The 17,588-nt window shown below is 58.9% G+C and carries 18 protein-coding genes and 1 riboswitch; of the genes, 15 read left to right on the top strand and 3 right to left on the bottom strand.

All coding sequences use genetic code 11. The annotated features are described in order from the left end of the window. Window position 1 precedes the first annotated feature (1 nt). The 12 genes from dnaJ to radC all read left to right on the top strand — a co-directional run bounded on the left by dnaJ (window position 2) and on the right by radC (window position 9,586). Window positions 2–1,156, top strand: coding sequence for a molecular chaperone DnaJ (gene dnaJ, locus AC2FI9_RS04260; RefSeq protein WP_282119766.1), 1,155 nt, complete (start codon window positions 2–4; stop codon window positions 1,154–1,156). Window positions 1,157–1,285: 129 nt separating this feature from the next. Next, window positions 1,286–1,391, top strand: a riboswitch (TPP riboswitch). Between the two features lie 45 nt (window positions 1,392–1,436). Next, complete coding sequence (thiD, locus tag AC2FI9_RS04255; RefSeq protein WP_496765944.1) at window positions 1,437–2,240, top strand: bifunctional hydroxymethylpyrimidine kinase/phosphomethylpyrimidine kinase; 804 nt, start codon at window positions 1,437–1,439, stop codon at window positions 2,238–2,240. After that, on the top strand, window positions 2,237–3,214 hold the full coding sequence (locus AC2FI9_RS04250) for an FAD-dependent oxidoreductase (RefSeq protein ID WP_496765941.1): 978 nt from the start codon (window positions 2,237–2,239) through the stop codon (window positions 3,212–3,214). The genes thiD and AC2FI9_RS04250 overlap by 4 nt, the downstream gene beginning before the upstream one ends. Next, window positions 3,198–3,392 carry a sulfur carrier protein ThiS gene (gene thiS / locus AC2FI9_RS04245; protein ID WP_496721321.1) on the top strand — a complete coding sequence of 65 codons (195 nt, stop codon included), beginning with the start codon at window positions 3,198–3,200 and terminating at the stop codon, window positions 3,390–3,392. Before AC2FI9_RS04250 ends, thiS begins: the two co-directional genes overlap by 17 nt. Before the next feature lie 3 nt (window positions 3,393–3,395). Further along, a complete protein-coding gene (locus tag AC2FI9_RS04240; protein WP_496765939.1) occupies window positions 3,396–4,160 on the top strand; it encodes a thiazole synthase in 765 nt (254 codons plus the stop codon). Then, complete coding sequence (locus tag AC2FI9_RS04235) at window positions 4,157–4,753, top strand: thiamine phosphate synthase (protein WP_496765937.1); 597 nt, start codon at window positions 4,157–4,159, stop codon at window positions 4,751–4,753. Before AC2FI9_RS04240 ends, AC2FI9_RS04235 begins: the two co-directional genes overlap by 4 nt. After that, the gene (locus AC2FI9_RS04230; RefSeq protein WP_496765935.1) at window positions 4,750–5,712 is read left to right on the top strand and encodes a HesA/MoeB/ThiF family protein; all 963 of its coding nucleotides are present in this window, start codon (window positions 4,750–4,752) and stop codon (window positions 5,710–5,712) included. The genes AC2FI9_RS04235 and AC2FI9_RS04230 overlap by 4 nt, the downstream gene beginning before the upstream one ends. Window positions 5,713–5,732: 20 nt before the next feature. Further along, a complete protein-coding gene (locus tag AC2FI9_RS04225; protein ID WP_496765932.1) occupies window positions 5,733–6,668 on the top strand; it encodes an ABC transporter substrate-binding protein in 936 nt (311 codons plus the stop codon). Next, window positions 6,665–7,339: a thiaminase II gene (gene tenA / locus AC2FI9_RS04220; RefSeq protein ID WP_496765930.1), complete on the top strand. Its 675-nt coding sequence runs from the start codon at window positions 6,665–6,667 to the stop codon at window positions 7,337–7,339. Before AC2FI9_RS04225 ends, tenA begins: the two co-directional genes overlap by 4 nt. Continuing rightward, window positions 7,336–8,064: an ABC transporter ATP-binding protein gene (locus AC2FI9_RS04215; RefSeq protein WP_496765928.1), complete on the top strand. Its 729-nt coding sequence runs from the start codon at window positions 7,336–7,338 to the stop codon at window positions 8,062–8,064. Before tenA ends, AC2FI9_RS04215 begins: the two co-directional genes overlap by 4 nt. Further along, the gene (locus tag AC2FI9_RS04210; RefSeq protein WP_496765925.1) at window positions 8,061–8,795 is read left to right on the top strand and encodes an ABC transporter permease; all 735 of its coding nucleotides are present in this window, start codon (window positions 8,061–8,063) and stop codon (window positions 8,793–8,795) included. Before AC2FI9_RS04215 ends, AC2FI9_RS04210 begins: the two co-directional genes overlap by 4 nt. Before the next feature lie 35 nt (window positions 8,796–8,830). After that, entirely contained in the window at window positions 8,831–9,586 is a 756-nt protein-coding gene (gene radC / locus AC2FI9_RS04205) for a RadC family protein (protein WP_282119755.1), read from the top strand. Window positions 9,587–9,589: 3 nt separating this feature from the next. On the opposite strand, the gene AC2FI9_RS04200 is transcribed toward radC, so the two are convergent. The 3 genes from AC2FI9_RS04200 to secA all read right to left on the bottom strand — a co-directional run bounded on the left by AC2FI9_RS04200 (window position 9,590) and on the right by secA (window position 14,915). Next, a complete protein-coding gene (locus tag AC2FI9_RS04200) occupies window positions 9,590–11,146 on the bottom strand; it encodes a phosphate ABC transporter substrate-binding/OmpA family protein (protein WP_496765922.1) in 1,557 nt (518 codons plus the stop codon). Window positions 11,147–11,170: 24 nt separating this feature from the next. Beyond that, on the bottom strand, window positions 11,171–12,097 hold the full coding sequence (locus AC2FI9_RS04195) for a hypothetical protein (protein WP_496765920.1): 927 nt from the start codon (window positions 12,095–12,097) through the stop codon (window positions 11,171–11,173). Between the two features lie 100 nt (window positions 12,098–12,197). Continuing rightward, window positions 12,198–14,915, bottom strand: coding sequence for a preprotein translocase subunit SecA (gene secA, locus AC2FI9_RS04190; protein ID WP_496697513.1), 2,718 nt, complete (start codon window positions 14,913–14,915; stop codon window positions 12,198–12,200). Between the two features lie 176 nt (window positions 14,916–15,091). Between secA and AC2FI9_RS04185 the strand changes: the two genes are divergently transcribed. From AC2FI9_RS04185 to mutT, 3 genes are read left to right on the top strand one after another with little or no spacing between them, the layout of a single operon-like run. Continuing rightward, on the top strand, window positions 15,092–15,940 hold the full coding sequence (locus tag AC2FI9_RS04185; RefSeq protein WP_496706934.1) for a peptidylprolyl isomerase: 849 nt from the start codon (window positions 15,092–15,094) through the stop codon (window positions 15,938–15,940). Window positions 15,941–15,945: 5 nt separating this feature from the next. Further along, the gene (gene argJ, locus AC2FI9_RS04180) at window positions 15,946–17,172 is read left to right on the top strand and encodes a bifunctional glutamate N-acetyltransferase/amino-acid acetyltransferase ArgJ (RefSeq protein ID WP_496765918.1); all 1,227 of its coding nucleotides are present in this window, start codon (window positions 15,946–15,948) and stop codon (window positions 17,170–17,172) included. Further along, complete coding sequence (mutT, locus tag AC2FI9_RS04175) at window positions 17,169–17,567, top strand: 8-oxo-dGTP diphosphatase MutT (RefSeq protein ID WP_496765915.1); 399 nt, start codon at window positions 17,169–17,171, stop codon at window positions 17,565–17,567. The genes argJ and mutT overlap by 4 nt, the downstream gene beginning before the upstream one ends. Window positions 17,568–17,588 lie beyond the last annotated feature (21 nt).

Raw genomic sequence — 17,588 nt, 5'->3', positions numbered from 1 at the left:
GATGTCAAAACGCGACTACTATGATGTGCTCGGCGTGTCCAAGGGCGCATCAGCGGACGAGATCAAGAAGGGCTTTCGCACGAAAGCCAAGGAATTGCATCCCGACCGCAACAAGGACAACCCGGATTCCGAGGCTCAGTTCAAAGAAGCGAACGAAGCTTACGACGTCTTGCGCGATGCCGAAAAAAAGGCCGCGTATGACCGTTTTGGTCATGCCGCGTTTGAAAACGGTATGGGCGGCGGTGGCCGTCCCGGCGGCGGATTTGGCGGACAGGGCGATTTCTCCAGTGCCTTCTCGGACGTGTTCGATGACCTGTTCGGCGATTTTATGGGTGGTCAGCGCGGTGCTACCGGGGGTGGTCGACGGGCCGCGCGCGGGTCAGACCTGCGTTACAACCTGCGTGTAAGCCTGGAAGAAGCATTCTCTGGCCTGCAAAAGACGATCAACGTGCCTGCTGCCGTGGCCTGCTCGGCCTGTGACGGCTCGGGTGCGGAAGGCGGGGTTGAGCCCACAACCTGCCCGACCTGTTCGGGCATGGGGAAAGTGCGGGCGCAACAGGGCTTTTTCACAGTTGAACGGTCGTGCCCGACTTGTTCGGGTCTGGGTCAAATTATCAAGAACCCCTGTAAATCATGCGGCGGCGCCGGGCGCGTCGAAAAAGAACGCGCGCTGTCGGTCAACATTCCGGCCGGTGTCGAAACCGGCACACGCATCCGTCTTGCGGGCGAAGGTGAGGCCGGGATGCGCGGTGGCCCCCCGGGCGACCTGTATATTTTTGTCGAAGTTTCGGACCACAAGCTGTTCGAGCGCGACAGCGTAAACCTGTATTGCCGTGTTCCGGTCAGCATGGCCAAGGCAGCGCTGGGCGGTTCGATCGAAGTGCCCACTATCGACGGTGGCCGGGGTCGCGTGCAAATTCCGGCTGGCAGCCAGTCAGGACGTCAGATGCGCTTGCGCAGCAAAGGCATGCCCGCCCTTCGCGGCGGTGGCGTTGGCGATATGTTCATCGAACTGGCCGTCGAAACCCCGGTCAATCTGACCAGCCGTCAAAAAGAGCTGCTGCGTGAGTTCGACGATCTGGGCGAAGATAACCATCCGGAATCAAAAAGCTTTTTCTCGTCCGTCAAGTCATTTTGGGACGGTATGAAGGGCTGAACCTGCACACCTGAACATCAAACAGAAGCCGGTCCGTTGAGGCCGGCTTTTGCATTTCATAAGTCCAGATTGACCGTAATCTGCACCAAAATTGGCCCTTGATTCCCCCGCCATCCCCTGAGAGTGTCGCCCCAACCGTTGGGGTGCCCTGTTTGGGGGCTGAGAGGCGTGAATGCGCTAACCCATCGAACCTGATCCGGGCAATACCGGCGTAGGGAACGGTCTTTTAGTGTTTAGACGTTTTCCATGCCCGTTGCCCATTTTGAACCGGAGCAACGACATGGCACCCATTGCCTTAACAATCGCAGGATCTGACAGCGGCGGAGGGGCTGGAATTCAGGCTGACCTCAAGGCGATGTCCGCGCTTGGCGTTTACGGGGCCAGCGTGATTACCGCAGTGACGGCGCAGAATACTCGCGCAGTTACGGCGGTGCATGGCATCCCTCTGGACGTAATTGTAGCCCAGATCGAGGCTGTTCTGACCGACCTGGATGTTGGTGCGATCAAGATCGGAATGCTGGCGACCCCTCAGATCATCCAACGTGTCGCAGATAGTATCGCCGAATTTGATGGGCCGGTAGTTTTGGATCCGGTCATGATCGCGAAATCCGGCGATGCCTTGCTGGCAGAAGAGGCGGTGCAAACCCTGCGCGACGTATTGTTGCCGCGCGCGACGGTGTTAACGCCAAACCTGCCCGAAGCAGCCTGCCTGCTGGGCTCTGAGTCTGAGGACAGCCTCGAACAGATGATCGCACAAGGGCAAGATCTGTGTGCACTTGGCGCTGGTGCGGTTCTGATGAAGGGCGGTCACGGCAAGGGTGACATCTGCCATGACATATTGATCTCACATTCGGGCGTGATTGCTCAGTTTCAAGCGCCGCGCCAACAGACCCGCAACACCCACGGAACCGGGTGCACGCTGTCCTCATCCATAGCGGCCGGGTTGGCTAAGGGCCTTTCGCTGCCCCAGGCCGTGGCGCAAGCACATGACTATCTGCAAGGCGCCATCGCTCAGGCTGATGCTCTAAAAATCGGACAAGGTCACGGGCCTGTTCATCACTTCCATCAGGTTTGGCCCGCGTGACCGTCTGGTCGATCATAGGGGCAGGTGTGGCCGGGTTGGCCGTTGCTTCCGAACTTGTCGCGCGCGGGGCCAAGGTTCAGGTGTTTGATCCCGGTGGTGCACCTGGGCCGCATGGCTGCTCCTGGTGGGCGGGCGGAATGTTGGCACCTTGGTGCGAGTATGAAAACGCCGAGGAACCTGTCCTGCGTCTGGGGCAATTGGCAATCGACTGGTGGGCCAAACGCACTCAGGTCCACAGGCGCGGCACACTGGTTGTTGCTAACCCACGGGATCTGCCGGATCTGCGTCGTTTCGCCCGCAGAACTGAGGGGTTTTCTGAAGTTGATGACAGAGAAATAACCTTATTAGAGCCTGATCTGTATGGTTTCAAAAAAGGTCTCTACTTTGCTGCGGAAGCCCATTTGGATCCGCGTCAGGCCTTGCTGGATCTGTCGCACCAGCTTCAGGATCACGGTGTTGAATTCCATCATGCGTGCGCTCCGACGGGATTGGACAACGCCATTGATTGCAGAGGTCTGCACGCGCGCGAATACCTGCAGGACTTGCGCGGCGTGAAGGGTGAGATGCTGGTGATACGGTGCCCAGACGTGACACTGACCCGGCCTATACGCCTGCTTCATCCACGCGTGCCGCTGTATATCGTTCCACGCGGCGACGGCGTCTACATGCTGGGCGCGACAATGATCGAATCCGAGGATAGCAGCCGAATTACCGCACGCTCGATGCTTGAGTTGCTGAGCGCAGCCTACGCCCTGAACCCCGCCTTTGGTGAGGCTGAAGTGTTGGAAACCGGCGTCGATCTGCGCCCCGCTTTCCCCGACAACCTGCCGCGTATTCGGCGGCTGGGACCGACAATCTATGCCAACGGCCTCTACCGCCACGGCTACTTGCTGGCCCCTGCACTGGCCAAGGGCGTGGCTGACCTAGCGTTGGACAACAAACATTCGGAGATGGTCGATGAAGATCGTACTTAACGGCGAGATGCGCGACGTGCAGGCCGAAACTCTTTCCGGCCTTTTGCAGGAATGCGGGTTTTCGGGCCGGGTGGCGACGGCTGTGAACGAGGGTTTTGTGCCTTCGAGCCTGCGCAAGGCCCGTAAAATCAAGGATGGCGATCGGATCGAAGTCGTCGCCCCGATGCAGGGGGGGTGAGCGATGAAGACCGTCTACGGCACATCACTGCCGAACCCGCTGATGCTGGGCACCGCGCAATATCCAAGCCCTGCAATCTTGGAACAGGCATTTCGGGACAGCGGGGCCGGGGTGGCCACCGTATCTTTGCGACGCGAAGCAGGCGCAGGACAAACCTTTTGGCAGATGATCCGCGATCTGAGCGTTCTTATCCTGCCCAACACAGCGGGTTGCCATACGGTGAAAGAGGCTGTGACCACCGCCCATATGGCACGTGAGGTGTTTGACACCAAATGGATCAAGCTGGAACTAATCGGGCATACCGACAGCCTCCAGCCCGACGTGTTCCAACTGGTCGAGGCCGCGCGCATTCTGACCGAAGACGGGTTCGAGGTGTTTCCCTATACCACGGACGACCTGATCGTGGGTGAGCGCCTTTTGGCGGTAGGGTGTGAGGTTCTGATGCCTTGGGGCGCTCCGATAGGCTCGGGCCGTGGTTTGAACAACGAATACGCCTTGCGCGCAATGCGGGCTGAGTTTCCCGAAGTACCACTGGTGATTGACGCAGGTATCGGCCTGCCCAGCCACGCCGCTCATGCGATGGAGCTTGGGTATGATGCTGTTCTGCTGAACACTGCGGTGGCACGGGCCGGTGATCCCGCAGCAATGGCCAAGGCGATGAAGCTGGGCATCGAGGCCGGGCAATTGGCCTATCAGGCCGACCCGATCGAAGCGCGCGATATGGCCGAACCCTCGACCCCCGTTATCGGAAAGGCGTTTTTGTCATGAAACTCGACCGGTTTTACCCAATCTTCGACCATTCCGACTGGCTGCGCCGGATGCTGCCTCTGGGCGTGAAACTGGTGCAGTTGCGGATCAAGGACCAACCGGATGCGGTCGTGCGTGAACAGATCGCGGTTTCGCGGGATCTGTGCCGTGCGCATGGGGCTGTTCTGGTGGTGAATGACCATTGGCAGGTTGCCATCGACGCAGGCTGCGACTGGATTCATTTGGGACAAGAGGATCTGGATGACGCAGATCTGAAGGCGATCCGACGCGCAGGGCTGAAACTGGGTGTCTCGACCCATGACGATGACGAGCTTGAGCGTGTTCTGGCCATGACCCCCGATTATGTCGCGCTTGGTCCCGTCTACCCAACGATCCTGAAAAAGATGAAATGGGAACAACAAGGCCTGCCGCGTGTCACTGAATGGAAAGCGCGCGTGGGGGAAGTCCCTTTGGTCGGTATAGGCGGGATGAGTGTGGAGCGCGCGCCGGGGGTGTTGCAGGCCGGGGCGGACATTGTCTCAGTCGTGACAGACATCACCTTGAATGCAGACCCAGAAGCCCGCGTACGTGCGTGGATCGAGGTCACTAAATGAGCCGCTACGCCCGTCAGATGATCCTGCCGGAGGTCGGCGCCCGTGGACAGGCCCGCCTATCCGGCGCGCGGGTTCTTGTGGTGGGGGCCGGGGGGCTGGCAGCGCCGGTTTTGCCTTTGCTGGCTGGTGCTGGGGTTGGATATTTGACCATCGTAGACCCCGATGAAGTCGCCCTGTCGAACCTCCCTCGCCAGACCTTGTTTGGCGAGGGGGACTGTGGCCGTCCCAAAACCGAAGTCGCGGCTGAGCGGTGTCAGGCCTTAAACTCTGAAATTACGATCTCCACGAAAAATCAGGCTCTAACCAATCTAAATTCGCAACGATTTGCCTCACAAGTCGATGTCATCCTCGATTGCGCAGACAGTTATGCGGCAAGCTATACGCTGTCGGATACGTGTCGCGCGCTTGGCAAACCGCTGATAAGCGCCTCGGTCCTAGGGTTGTCCGGCTATGTCGGCGGTTTCTGCGGTGGTGCCCCATCTTTGCGGGCGGTTTTTCCCGACGCGCCGGGCAGTGGTGCAAGCTGTGCCACGGCTGGTGTGTTGGGTCCGGTCGTCGGAATGATTGGCGCGATGCAAGCGCAAATGGCGCTGAGTGTTGTTCTCGGGATGGACCCTTCGCCACTTGGGCAGATGGTTCAGTTCAATGCTCGCACGATGCGAAGTAGCACGTTCCGCTTTGACGGCGCGCCTGAGCCCAGCCATCACTTCCCGTTTGTGTCGGTCTGCCAACTGACCACGGATGATTTGATCATCGAGTTGCGGAGCCCGGATGAGGCCCCTGAACCCATTCATCCCAAAGCACTCCGCGGGTCTACTGAATTGGCAAAAATAGAGCCTAACAAAAGCAAAAGACTGGCATTTTGCTGTTCCACCGGCCTGCGTGCGTGGCGTGCTGCCGAAAAATTGCAACCGGATTGGCCGGGCGAGATCGTTCTCGTCGCGGCCTCAACCTCGTGAACGAAAAGGATACGCGAGATATGAAAAAGTTGATGACAGCAATTGCCCTACTGGCCGCCGCGCCGGCCTGGGCCGAAGACAAGATGACCGTTCTGCTGGACTGGTTCGTTAACCCCGACCACGGGCCCATCATCGTGGCGCAAGAGAACGGATACTTTGCCGACGAGGGGCTGAATATTGAGATTGTGCCACCCGCGGATCCATCGGCCCCTCCGCGTCTGGTTGCCGCCGGGCAAGCTGATCTGGCGGTCTCCTACCAGCCGCAACTTCACCTGCAAATCCATGAGGGCCTGCCGCTGAAGCGCGTCGGCACCTTGGTCGCGACGCCGTTGAACTGCCTGCTGGTGCTACAGGACGGTCCGATCAAAACGCTCGCCGACCTCAAGGGCAAAAAAATCGGCTTCTCGGTCGCGGGCGTTGAAGAGGCCGTTCTGGGCGCCATGCTGAACGCCCATGATGTCGCGCTAGACGATATTGAGATGGTCAACGTCAACTTCTCGCTGTCGCCATCGCTGATGACGGGACAGGTGGATGCGGTGATCGGTGCCTTCCGGAACTTTGAATTGAACCAGATGGATATCGAAGGCGTCGCGGGCCGCTGTTTCTACATCGAGGAAGAAGGCGTGCCGTCTTATGATGAGCTGATCTATGTCGCCAACCCCGACACGATGGATGCGGATAAGGTCGCCCGTTTCCTGGCTGCGACCGAAAAGGCGACCCAGTTCATCGTCAACAACCCGGAAAAAAGCTGGGAAATCTTTGCCGCCACCTCACCCGAATTGCAGGATGAGCTGAACGCGCGCGCATGGGTTGATACACTGCCCCGTTTCGCGCTGCGCCCGGCAGGTTTTGATGCAGGTCGCTATGCCCGTTTCGAGGCTTTCCTCAAAGACAGCGGTATGATCGACAGCATCAATCCGGTCAGCGACATCTCAGTAGATGTGACCGTGCAATGAGCGACTATGGCAAAGCATTCGCGCTGATGCGTGAGGCGGCGCAGGGGCCGTGGCAGGATTACACCTGCCACGCTTTTGTCGAAGGGATGAAGGACGGCTCGCTGCCGCGCGCGGCGTTTCTGCACTATCTGCGGCAAGACTATGTGTTCCTGATTCATTTCTCGCGCGCCTGGGCGCTGGCAGTCGTGAAATCTGAAACGCATGCGGAAATGTTGGCAGCCTCGCGCACCGTGAACGGGTTGATCAGCGAAGAGATGAAGCTGCATATCGGGATCTGCGAGGCCGAAGGCATCCCGCAGGACCAGCTGTTTGCCACGCCGGAACGTGCCGGGAACTTGGCATATACGCGTTTCGTGCTAGAGGCTGGGTACAGCGGCGATCTACTTGATCTGCTGGCGGCTTTGGTACCTTGTGTGATGGGCTATGGTGAGATTGGCACAAGACTGGCGACCGAGGCGACGTCTGACACCTATCGCGATTGGATCGCCACCTATGCCAGCGATGACTACCAAGATGCCTGCGTGGCGGTTGGGGAATTGTTGGATATGGCTCTAACGAGGCGTATTGGAGAGAATTTCGAAGCATCCCCGCGTTGGACTCGTCTGTGCCACACCTTCCGTACCGCGACCGAGTTAGAGGTCAATTTCTGGCAAATGGGCCTGACCCCATGACCCCAGCCCCCGATCTGACCGTCCGTGGTTCGGCTGCGATTGGCGACTCGTTATTGTTCGCGCCGTTGACCCTGACGCTTGCAGCAGGGCGGTGGACGTGTCTGCTGGGTGGATCGGGGGTCGGCAAAACCACCATTCTGCGCCTGATTGCTGGCTTGGACACTGGCGCAGAGTTCACCGGTCAGATTACCGCCAGTGACGGACAATCTGTGCGGGAGCGGGTAGCCTACATGGCGCAGGACGATCTGTTGTTGCCTTGGGCGACTGTGGCGCAGAACGTCCTGCTGGGTGCGCGGTTGCGCGGAGAAAAGCCAGATTTGCGCCGCTGTGATCAGCTGATCGAACGGATGCGCCTGCAGGATCATATGACCAGGAAGCCCGCCGAACTCTCTGGTGGGCAACGTCAACGCGTGGCCTTGGCCCGCACGTTGATGGAAGATCGGCCCATCGTTCTACTGGACGAGCCGTTCTCGGCCCTGGACGCCCGCACCCGCGCGGATATGCAGGACCTTGCGGCCGAAGCGTTACAGGACCGAACCGTGCTGCTGGTCACCCATGATCCGGGCGAGGCTGCCCGGTTGGGGCAATCCATCGTGGTCATGACGCAGAACGGCATAACGCCCTGCCAACCCCCGCATGCACCGGCCCCACGCAGCGTCGATGATCTGGAGACGCTTGAGGCGCAGGGCGCCTTACTGCGTATGCTTCGTGAGGAAGCGGCATGAAATTGTTGTCAGCTCTAGCTGCGACGCTATTTGCGTTGGCGATCTGGCAGGGGATCGTTTCCCTGACCGGCCTGCCGAAATTCATTCTTCCCGGCCCGGCTTTGGTGGCCGAGACCTGGTGGCAGAACCGCTGGGTTATCGCGGAACACACATGGGTTACGGCGGTCGAGGTCGTTATCGGCTTGGCTTGTGGAACGGTTCTTGGCGTTTTGACAGCATTGCAATTAGCCAATTCCCGCGCCGCGCGAGTGCTGGTACAGCCGATGCTGGTGTTCACGCAGGCATTGCCGGTCTTCGCACTGGCGCCGTTGCTGACCCTTTGGCTGGGCTATGGTCTGTGGTCCAAGGTCGCAATGGCGGTGTTGATCATCTATTTCCCGATCACCTCTTCCTTTTTTGACGGGTTGATGCGCACGCCGCCCGGATATCTTGATCTGGCGCGGACCATGCAGGCCAGCCGGCACGCCGTGTTGTGGCACATTCGTATCCCTGCAGCTTTGCCCTCATTGGCGTCCGGAATGCGGCTGGCGGCCGTCTATGCCCCGATCGGAGCGGTGATCGGAGAATGGGTCGGGTCGTCGCAAGGGTTGGGGTACCTAATGCTGCTGGCCAATGGGCGGGCCAAAACCGATTTGATGTTTGCGGCGATGCTGACGCTGGGGGTGTTTTCGATCCTGTTGCACATGGTCGTCCGACGGGCAACTGCAGGCATTGCGGGTGAGATGCGTTAACCATTCAGAAACCGATTCTGCGGCACGGTGGTCCAATGACTCAGGACGCCTTTGCCGAAGCCCCGATGCTGTTTGAAACCGACGAAGCCCCGGTGCAACCGCTGCCGTCTGGTCGCTTGCCGTCGTATATCAAAGATCACCGCAAACGATTGCGCGAACGGTTCATGTCTGGTGGGTCGGCGGCAATGCCGGATTACGAATTGTTGGAACTTGCCCTGTTCCGCTCAATCCCCCGGCAGGATGTCAAACCCCTGGCCCGTGCGCTGATGGATACGTTTGGCGACTTTAACCGCGTGCTGACCGCACCCGAAGAACGGCTGCGGCAAATCAAAGGCGTAGGCGATACGGTGATCACTGACCTGAAAATCCTTGAGGCTTGTGCACATCGGATGACCCGCGCGCGGGTCATGCAACGGCACGTCGTATCTGGCTGGGACGCGCTGCTGGATTATTGCCATACGACGATGGCCCATCGCGAGACTGAGCAGTTTCGCGTGTTCTACCTTGACCGCAAGAACGTACTTATCGCGGATGAAGAACAGGCCAAAGGCACTGTCGACCACGTTCCCGTCTATCCGCGTGAGGTAGCCAAACGCGCGCTGGAGCTGAATGCCTCGGCGCTAATCTTGGTACACAATCACCCATCGGGCGATCCGACACCTTCGCAATCGGATATCGATATGACCAACCGAATTCAGGATGCCTGCGTCGCGCTGGGCCTGACGCTGCATGACCATCTGATTATTGGCAAATCGAATGAGTTGAGCTTTCGGTCCGAGGGCTATTTGTAAGGGTTACTGAACCCAGACCTCGACCCTGCGATTGACTTTGCGGCCCCAGTCCGTGTCATCACAGGCCATGGGCATTGCTTCGCCAAATGCGTCCACGGCGATCTCGACACTCTCCGGAATGGCTGTTTCTACCGCCGACAGCACTGCGTTGCGCACGGTCTTTGCCCGCAGCAATGCGATCCTTGCATTGGCTGTGGCCGCGCCTTCGCCGTCGCTAAAGCCCACAAAGGTCAGTTTACGAGCGTCGATGGTCCCGGTTTCGAGGGCGTGGGCCAACTGCCGGATGTTGGAACGTGACTGCGCGTCGGGTCTGGAGGAACCTGCCTCGAACCGGAACGACAGAGACAGGCGCGATTGTGGGCGCAGCGTGTCGATCATGTGCTGTAACTCTTCCAACCCGACCTCGGCACCACCTGAAACCACTGCGTTGGCCAGACGATCCCCTTGCAACCCGATCCGCATGGTTTCGGGTTCTTGATCCACAAATCCGGCATCGCGGATCGCCATCTGTGCCTCGGCGCTTTGCGAATAGGCCAGGAATTGCCGCGCGATGCGGGGCAGGCGGATTTCCGGCAGATACAAGAACATCGGCGATGTCAGCGGATAATCTTCGGTCTTGATGGATTGCCGCGTGGCGGTCAGCGCGTGACCGCAACCGCCGGTCAAAGGCAGGCCCCGGGCAGGCCCGACCTCGGCATGGCTGGCGATACCGATGGCAAAGGGGTCATCAGCGACAGCGCGCACCAGATCGCTGCTACGGGTGTGACGTATAATTCCCTCGGCCAGCGTTGGCTGAGCAGGGGTCAGCAACCGATCCTCAACCCCTTGCGCCAAACCGGAACCGGCGTCTGGTAAGTGCAGGGAAACGGGCGCATCAGGTCCTCCAAGCTCAGACCAGTTCTTGATCTCGCCGGAAAACACGCGCACCAGTTCTGCTGGCGAAATTTGCCGCGCCGGGTTTTCCCGGGCCACAATTGGGACCAGCGCGTCCAGCGCGATGACCCGGGATCGCCTTGCATCTGCCAGATCACCCAGACCAGCGGTCTGCGCAGCCTCCTGTTCCGATGGGCGAATTTCACGCAATGCCATGACGATATCGGTCTCATCGGCGATCAGATCCGCAAAGCCGCCACCTGTGTTGTTAGGGGCGAAATAGAACCGCCCCAAAGGGGCATTGCGCCCGGTCTGGTGAAGCTCATAGGTGAATGCGCCGGAATCCAAACGCTGCGGCGTCGCCGACATCCCCTCTTGCTGGGCGAATCCAACGATCAGGGCCGGCAGTACCTTTTCCGCCATGACGGAGGAACCAGAGAACCGAACCTCGGCCACGAAATCCGTAAGGCTGGGGCAGGCGGGTCCTTCGCAGGTAACACCCGACCCATCCACGGTCAGCTCACCGAACTGCGTATCCACGCGATAGAACTCGCCATCAAAGCTCATCAGGTTGCCTGTGACCTCGACCTTGCCGTCTTGCGAGGTCAGCGTGATATCCTGTGCGTGCACATATGGCGCCAGAGTCACCGAAATCAGTGTGGCCACTGCCACACGAAAAAATGTCATAAGAAAGTCGAGCCTGCCTGCGGTTTAATTTGCCGCGATTGTCAGGTCTTGGAGCAGATTATTCAACACCAGAAAATCACCGGCTTGTGCGCAATCCGGCATGGGCAGCGTCAAATCGCGCGACCGCAGGCGGCGATCGCCACGCAACTCGAGCGATTGCACGGCCAAATCCCGGCCGCAATTTGCCTCGGTCACTTCGGCCTCGACCGTCAGTTCGATCGAACCGGTCTGGCTGGTTTCGCCTGCAGGGAAGGAATAGATTTCGATATTCTGCGCGTCACCGAACGCCTGTTGGCCTAAATGCATGACTTTGCCCGCACCTTTCGCGTCAGGGTCCGACGATACATGTCCAGTTGCGCCATAGCTGGCCCCAAATTCCAGCGCATGGATCTGCAGATCTGTCTCACCCTGCCATTGCAGTGCGATGCGGTTGTAGTTGGCCAGGTCGGGGATGTGAGTGGTGGCTACGGTCCCGGTCTGATCATCTACCGAGATCAGAAAGATCGCATATTCCGACAGGGCCGGGATCGTCAGATCCAAAGCGCCGTTTTTGTCCGTTCGTTGGGTAACTGTTAGTCCGCTGTGGTGGATTTCGATCCGTTCATTGCCGTGGCAGGGGGCTTTGACGGTCAGGCGCGCCGCAGCGCCGGGAACGGCTTTGGCACGGGCATTGAGAGTGCAGTTTTCCTGATCAGAGGGGGTCGATCGAGTGGGTTGCAGGGCGCGCCGCGAAGCCTTGGTGTCGGTGGTTGCATCAGCGGCCGGAAGCGAGGAGGTCAGAACAATTCCTTCCAGCCCGGCAATCACCGAGGACTGATTGGCGGCAGCCACAGTTACAGGAGCCTGCGCGCCATCCGATTGCGCTGGCGATCCATTTTGCATCAGGTAACCAATGGCTAAGGCACAAGCGACGGTGCCGCCAGTGGTCACGTAATTCTTTATTACAAACAAAACACCCTCCCCAGTTGAAGGAGCGAGTCGCATCCTGAAGTTGAATCACGGCCAATATGTGGCCGTGAAACGGACTCAATGTGTTTTGATCAAGGTGACGTCAGGTCAGTCGGCCGTGGCAATGTTTGAATTTCTTGCCCGATCCACACGGGCAGAGATCGTTGCGCGACGGGTTCCCCCAAGTCGAGGAATCGTCTTCGACAAAGCCGGGGCGTGCATCGCCTGAAGCCTGAGCTTCGGCCAGTGCTTCGGCCTTGTCCGTGGCTTGATCCACTGCCTGTTGTGCCTGTGCTTGCTGTGCCTGCATCTGGGCCAGCATTTCGCGCTGTTCCTCTTCGGTCAGCGGACGGACGCGCGACAATTGTTGAGTCACGGTTTCGCGTAGACCGTCGAGCATGGATTCAAACAACTGGAAGCTCTCGTTCTTGTATTCGTTCAGCGGGTCGCGCTGGGCGTAACCACGGAATCCAACGACCGAGCGCAGATGTTCCAGCGTCAGCAGATGCTCGCGCCATTTACTGTCGATCGTCTGCAGCAGAACCTGCTTTTCGATGTTGCGCATATTTTCGGGACCAAAGGCCACCGCCTTTTGCGCCATCATCTCATCGGCAGCATTGACCAGACGCTCGCGCACCTGTTCATCATCGACGCCTTCCTCGGCGGCCCAGTCCTGTACGGGCGCATCGATGGTCAGCTTTTCCTTGATCGCCTCGTGCAGGCCGTCTGTGTCCCACTGATCGGCATAGGTTTTTGGCGGCATGTGTTCGTCGATCAGATCGTCGATCACCTGTTCGCGCATGTCCGAGACGATCTCGGACAAGTCATCGGTCGACATGATCTCGCGCCGCTGGCTGAACACCACTTTACGCTGGTCGTTCATCACGTCGTCGAATTTCAGAACGTTTTTGCGCATGTCAAAGTTGCGACCTTCGACCTTGGACTGTGCGCGTTCCAGCGACTTGTTCACCCAAGGATGAACAATTGCCTCGCCTTCTTTCATGCCCAGCGTGGTCAGAACCTTGTCCAGCCGCTCTGATCCGAAGATGCGCATCAGGTCGTCTTCGAGACTCAGGTAGAACACGGTACGGCCCGGGTCACCCTGACGGCCCGAACGACCGCGCAGCTGATTGTCGATCCGACGGCTTTCGTGACGTTCGGATGCCATGACGTAAAGACCACCGGCCGCCAGAACCTTTTCCTTTTCCTCGGCGTGGCGGGCCTCTTCCTTGGCTCGTAGCTCGGCAGGATCGGCCTCGGGGTTTTCGGCCAGCGCCTGCAGCACATTCATCTCGACATTGCCGCCCAGCTGAATGTCGGTGCCGCGGCCAGCCATGTTGGTGGCAATGGTCACCGCACCATACCGGCCGGCATCGGCCACGATCTGTGCCTCTTGCTCGTGCTGGCGGGCGTTCAGAACGTTATGTTCGATGCCTTCCTTTTGCAGCAGCTGGCTTAGCAGTTCGGATTTCTCGATCGAGGTTGTGCCCAAAAGAACCGGCTGGCCCTTTTCCTGCGCTTCTTTGGTCTCATTGATCATCGCGCCGTATTTCTCATCGGCAGTGCGATAAACCTGATCGTCTTCGTCAAGACGGGCAATCGGCCTGTTGGTCGGAACCTCGACCACGCCCAGACCGTAGATTTCGGCGAATTCTTCGGCCTCGGTCAGCGCGGTGCCGGTCATGCCGCCCAGCTTGTCATACAGGCGGAAGTAGTTCTGGAAGGTCACACTGGCCAGTGTCACGTTTTCAGGCTGAATCTGCACGCCTTCCTTGGCTTCGATGGCTTGATGCAGGCCTTCGGACAGGCGGCGACCTGGCATCATCCGGCCAGTGAATTCGTCGATCAGAATGACGTTGCCGTCACGGACGATATAGTCTTTGTCACGTGTAAACAGCTTGTGTGCGCGCAGACCCTGGTTGACGTGGTGAACGACTGTGGTGCTTTCCGGATCATACAAAGTATGGCCTTCCGGGATCAGACCGTTGGCGTTCAGCTGTTGTTCCAGGAATTCGTTTCCCTCATCCGTAAAGGTCACGTTCCGGGACTTTTCGTCCAACGAGAAATGGTCATCCTGCAGCGACGGGATCAGGGCGTCGATGGCGGTATACAGGTCCGAGCGGTCCTCGGAAGGGCCCGAGATGATCAGCGGCGTCCGCGCCTCGTCGATCAGGATCGAGTCGACCTCGTCCACAATCGCGAAATTGTGGTACTTTTGGTAAATCTGATCCAGTTCCGCTTTCATATTATCGCGCAGATAATCAAAGCCCAACTCGTTGTTGGTGGCATAGGTGACGTCACAGGCGTAGGCGGCTTTTTTCTCGGCGTCCGGCTGACCAGACCAAATCACACCGGTGGTCATGCCAAGGGCACCAAACACCTTGCCCATCCATTCGGCGTCACGCTTGGCCAGGTACTCGTTTACCGTGACCACGTGCACGCCCTTGCCGGTCAGTGCGTTCAGATAGGCGGGGAAAGTGGCAACCAACGTCTTGCCCTCACCCGTTTTCATCTCCGAGATATTGCCCTGATGCAGGAACGCGCCGCCCATCAGCTGTACGTCAAAGGCGCGCAAACCCAGCGCGCGTCTGGCACCTTCGCGAACGTTGGCAAAGGCTTCGGGCAGCAGGTCGTCCAGCGCCTCACCATCAAGTGCGCGTTTACGCAGTTCGGCGGTCTTTTCGATCAGGCCCTCATCGGACAGTTTTTCGAACTCAGGTTCCAGCGCATTGATCTTTTCGACCAGCGGGCGGGTCGCCTTGATCTTGCGGTCGTTCGGTGTTCCGAACACCTTTTTGGCGAGCGTTCCGAGTCCCAGCATGTTCACTCCAGCGGATCTGTTCTTGTCTTGGTTGCGACAGGCTTGCCCACCTTGCTTGCAACCCATAGATACGGGGGATGAAAGGCGGCCCTGTCCAAGGCTTCAAAGCGATGTAAGCGGCAGGTCCCAGAGTGTCAACGCCACGCCCCGTCGCGGCAAAGAAATAGGATGATTCCATGCCCAAAGGCCTCACTTTTCTGCCATCGCTGGCTCTGGCTGCCGTGATGGCGATGCCGGTTGCTGCCGAAACCAAGCCGGACGCGGATACGGTTGTCGCCAATGTGAACGGGGATGAAATCACACTGGGTCACGTTATCGCATCTGTCGCGGCGCTGCCGCCGAATTACTCCGAGGTCGAAGATGACGTTCTGTATGAATTCGTCATCGAGCAATTGATCCAGCAGCAATTGCTGGCGCAGCAGCAGGACGATCTGAACCGGCTGAACCAGTTGGGACTGGAAAACGAAGGCCGGTCCATGCGGGCGGTACAGACAGTAAATGCGTTGCTGGGCGATGTCGTGACCGAAGAGTCAATTCAGGCAGCCTATGACGCGGAATTCGGCAACTTCGAAGGCGAAGATGAGTTCGACGCCAGCCATATTCTTGTAGCGACCGAAGAAGAAGCCAAGGAAATCAAAACCCTGCTGGATGACGGCGGCGATTTTGCCGAAACGGCCAAGGAAAAGTCGACCGGCCCATCGGGTCCGAATGGCGGGTCATTGGGATGGTTTGGCAAGGGCCAGATGGTTCCGGAATTCGAAAACGCCGTTGTTGCGTTGGAAAAGGGTCAGATCTCGGATCCGGTGCAAACACAGTTCGGCTGGCACCTGATCATTCTCAACGACACACGCAAATCCGAAGCGCCGGGGCTTGATGCCGTACGTGAACAGCTGGCCCAGTCCCTTCAGCAGGACGCGATTCAAGCCAAAATCGACGAGCTGACGCAGCAGTCGCAGATCGAACGCCCTGCTTTGGACGGTGTTGGCCCCGAGGTCATCCGTCAGATCGACCTGATTCAGGAGTAACCCCAGTGGCCGCGATCACCAAGGTTTCGCCGCTGGCTCCAGCGGCCTTCCCCGAATTGCCTGCGATTGACGGTGTGCGTTTTGCCACCGTCGAGGCTGGCGTGCGTTATCAGGGCCGTACCGACGTGATGTTGGCGGTTCTGGATCCGGGCACATCTGTGGCTGGGGTGTTTACCCGGTCCGCCACACGCGCAGCCCCCGTGCTGGACTGTCAGGACAAGATCGGCGGGTCCAGCGATGGGCCTGCGGCGATTTTGGTGAACTCCGGCAATGCCAATGCCTTTACCGGTCACTATGGCCAGACTTCAGTGGCCGAGGTGACGCAGGCCGTCTCCAAAGCCACCGGTGTCGCGGTAGAGCGGGTCTTTACCTCATCAACCGGCGTGATTGGTGAGCCGCTGCCGCATGACCGCATCGTAGCACAGCTTGAGGCGTTGAAGATGGGCCTCAGCCGTCATGCCATCGAGGATGCGGCGCGGGCGATCATGACCACGGATACGTTCCCCAAAGGGGCCAGCGCAAAGGTCGAGATTGACGGAAAAACAGTCTCTATTGCAGGGATTACCAAGGGGTCAGGCATGATCGCGCCGGATATGGCGACGATGCTGGTCTACATCTTTACCGATGCACAGGTCGAACAGTCCGCGCTGCAGGCGATGCTGAGCGCCCAAACCGACCGGACGTTCAACTGCATCACCGTCGACAGCGACACATCGACCTCGGACAGTCTGTTGCTCTGTGCAACCGGGGCCTCAGGCGTGGACGCAACCGGCGATGCGGCGTTTGCCGAGGCGTTGGAGGGCGTGATGCTTGACTTGGCGCAACAGGTTGTGCGTGACGGCGAAGGTGCTACGAAATTCGTGGAAATTTGTGTAACCGGTGCCGCCTCGGATGCGGACGCCAAGGTGCACGGACTGGCGATTGCCAACTCACCTTTGGTGAAAACGGCCATTGCTGGAGAAGACCCGAACTGGGGCCGCATCGTCATGGCCATCGGTAAATCCGGTGCCGCCGCTGACCGCGACCTGCTGAGCATTTCCTTCGGGGATATTCTGGTTGCCGAAAAGGGCTGGGTCAGCCCGGATTACCGTGAGGATGACGCCGCCGCCTATATGAAAGGTCAAGACCTTGTGATTGCGGTCGATCTTGGGCTGGGCGAAGGCAAATCCACCGTTTGGACCTGCGATCTGACCCACGGCTATATCGAGATCAACGCGGATTATCGCTCGTGAAGACCTTACTGGTGTCTGCTGTCGCCCTGATCGACATTGAGGGCCGGGTGCTACTGGCCCAACGACCCGAGGGCAAATCCATGGCCGGTCTCTGGGAGTTCCCCGGTGGCAAAATCGAACCCGGCGAAACCCCCGAGGCTGCCCTGATCCGCGAATTGCACGAGGAACTGGGCATCGACACCTGGGCCTCATGCCTCGCCCCGCTGACCTTTGCCAGCCACAGCTATGACGATTTTCACCTGCTGATGCCGTTGTTTGCTTGTCGCAAGTGGGAAGGTATTCCGCAGTCGAAAGAAGGTCAGGCGTTGAAATGGGTGCGTGCGAATGAGTTGCGGAACTATCCGATGCCTGCGGCGGATGTGCCTTTGATTCCGATTTTGCGGGATTGGTTGTAACTTGCTGATTTTCCGTCTTGA

This window comes from Ruegeria sp. CDSA246 (genome assembly GCF_059611225.1).
The sequence above is the reverse complement of the archived record's forward strand: the minus strand, read 5'-3'. Positions and strand labels throughout refer to the sequence as shown.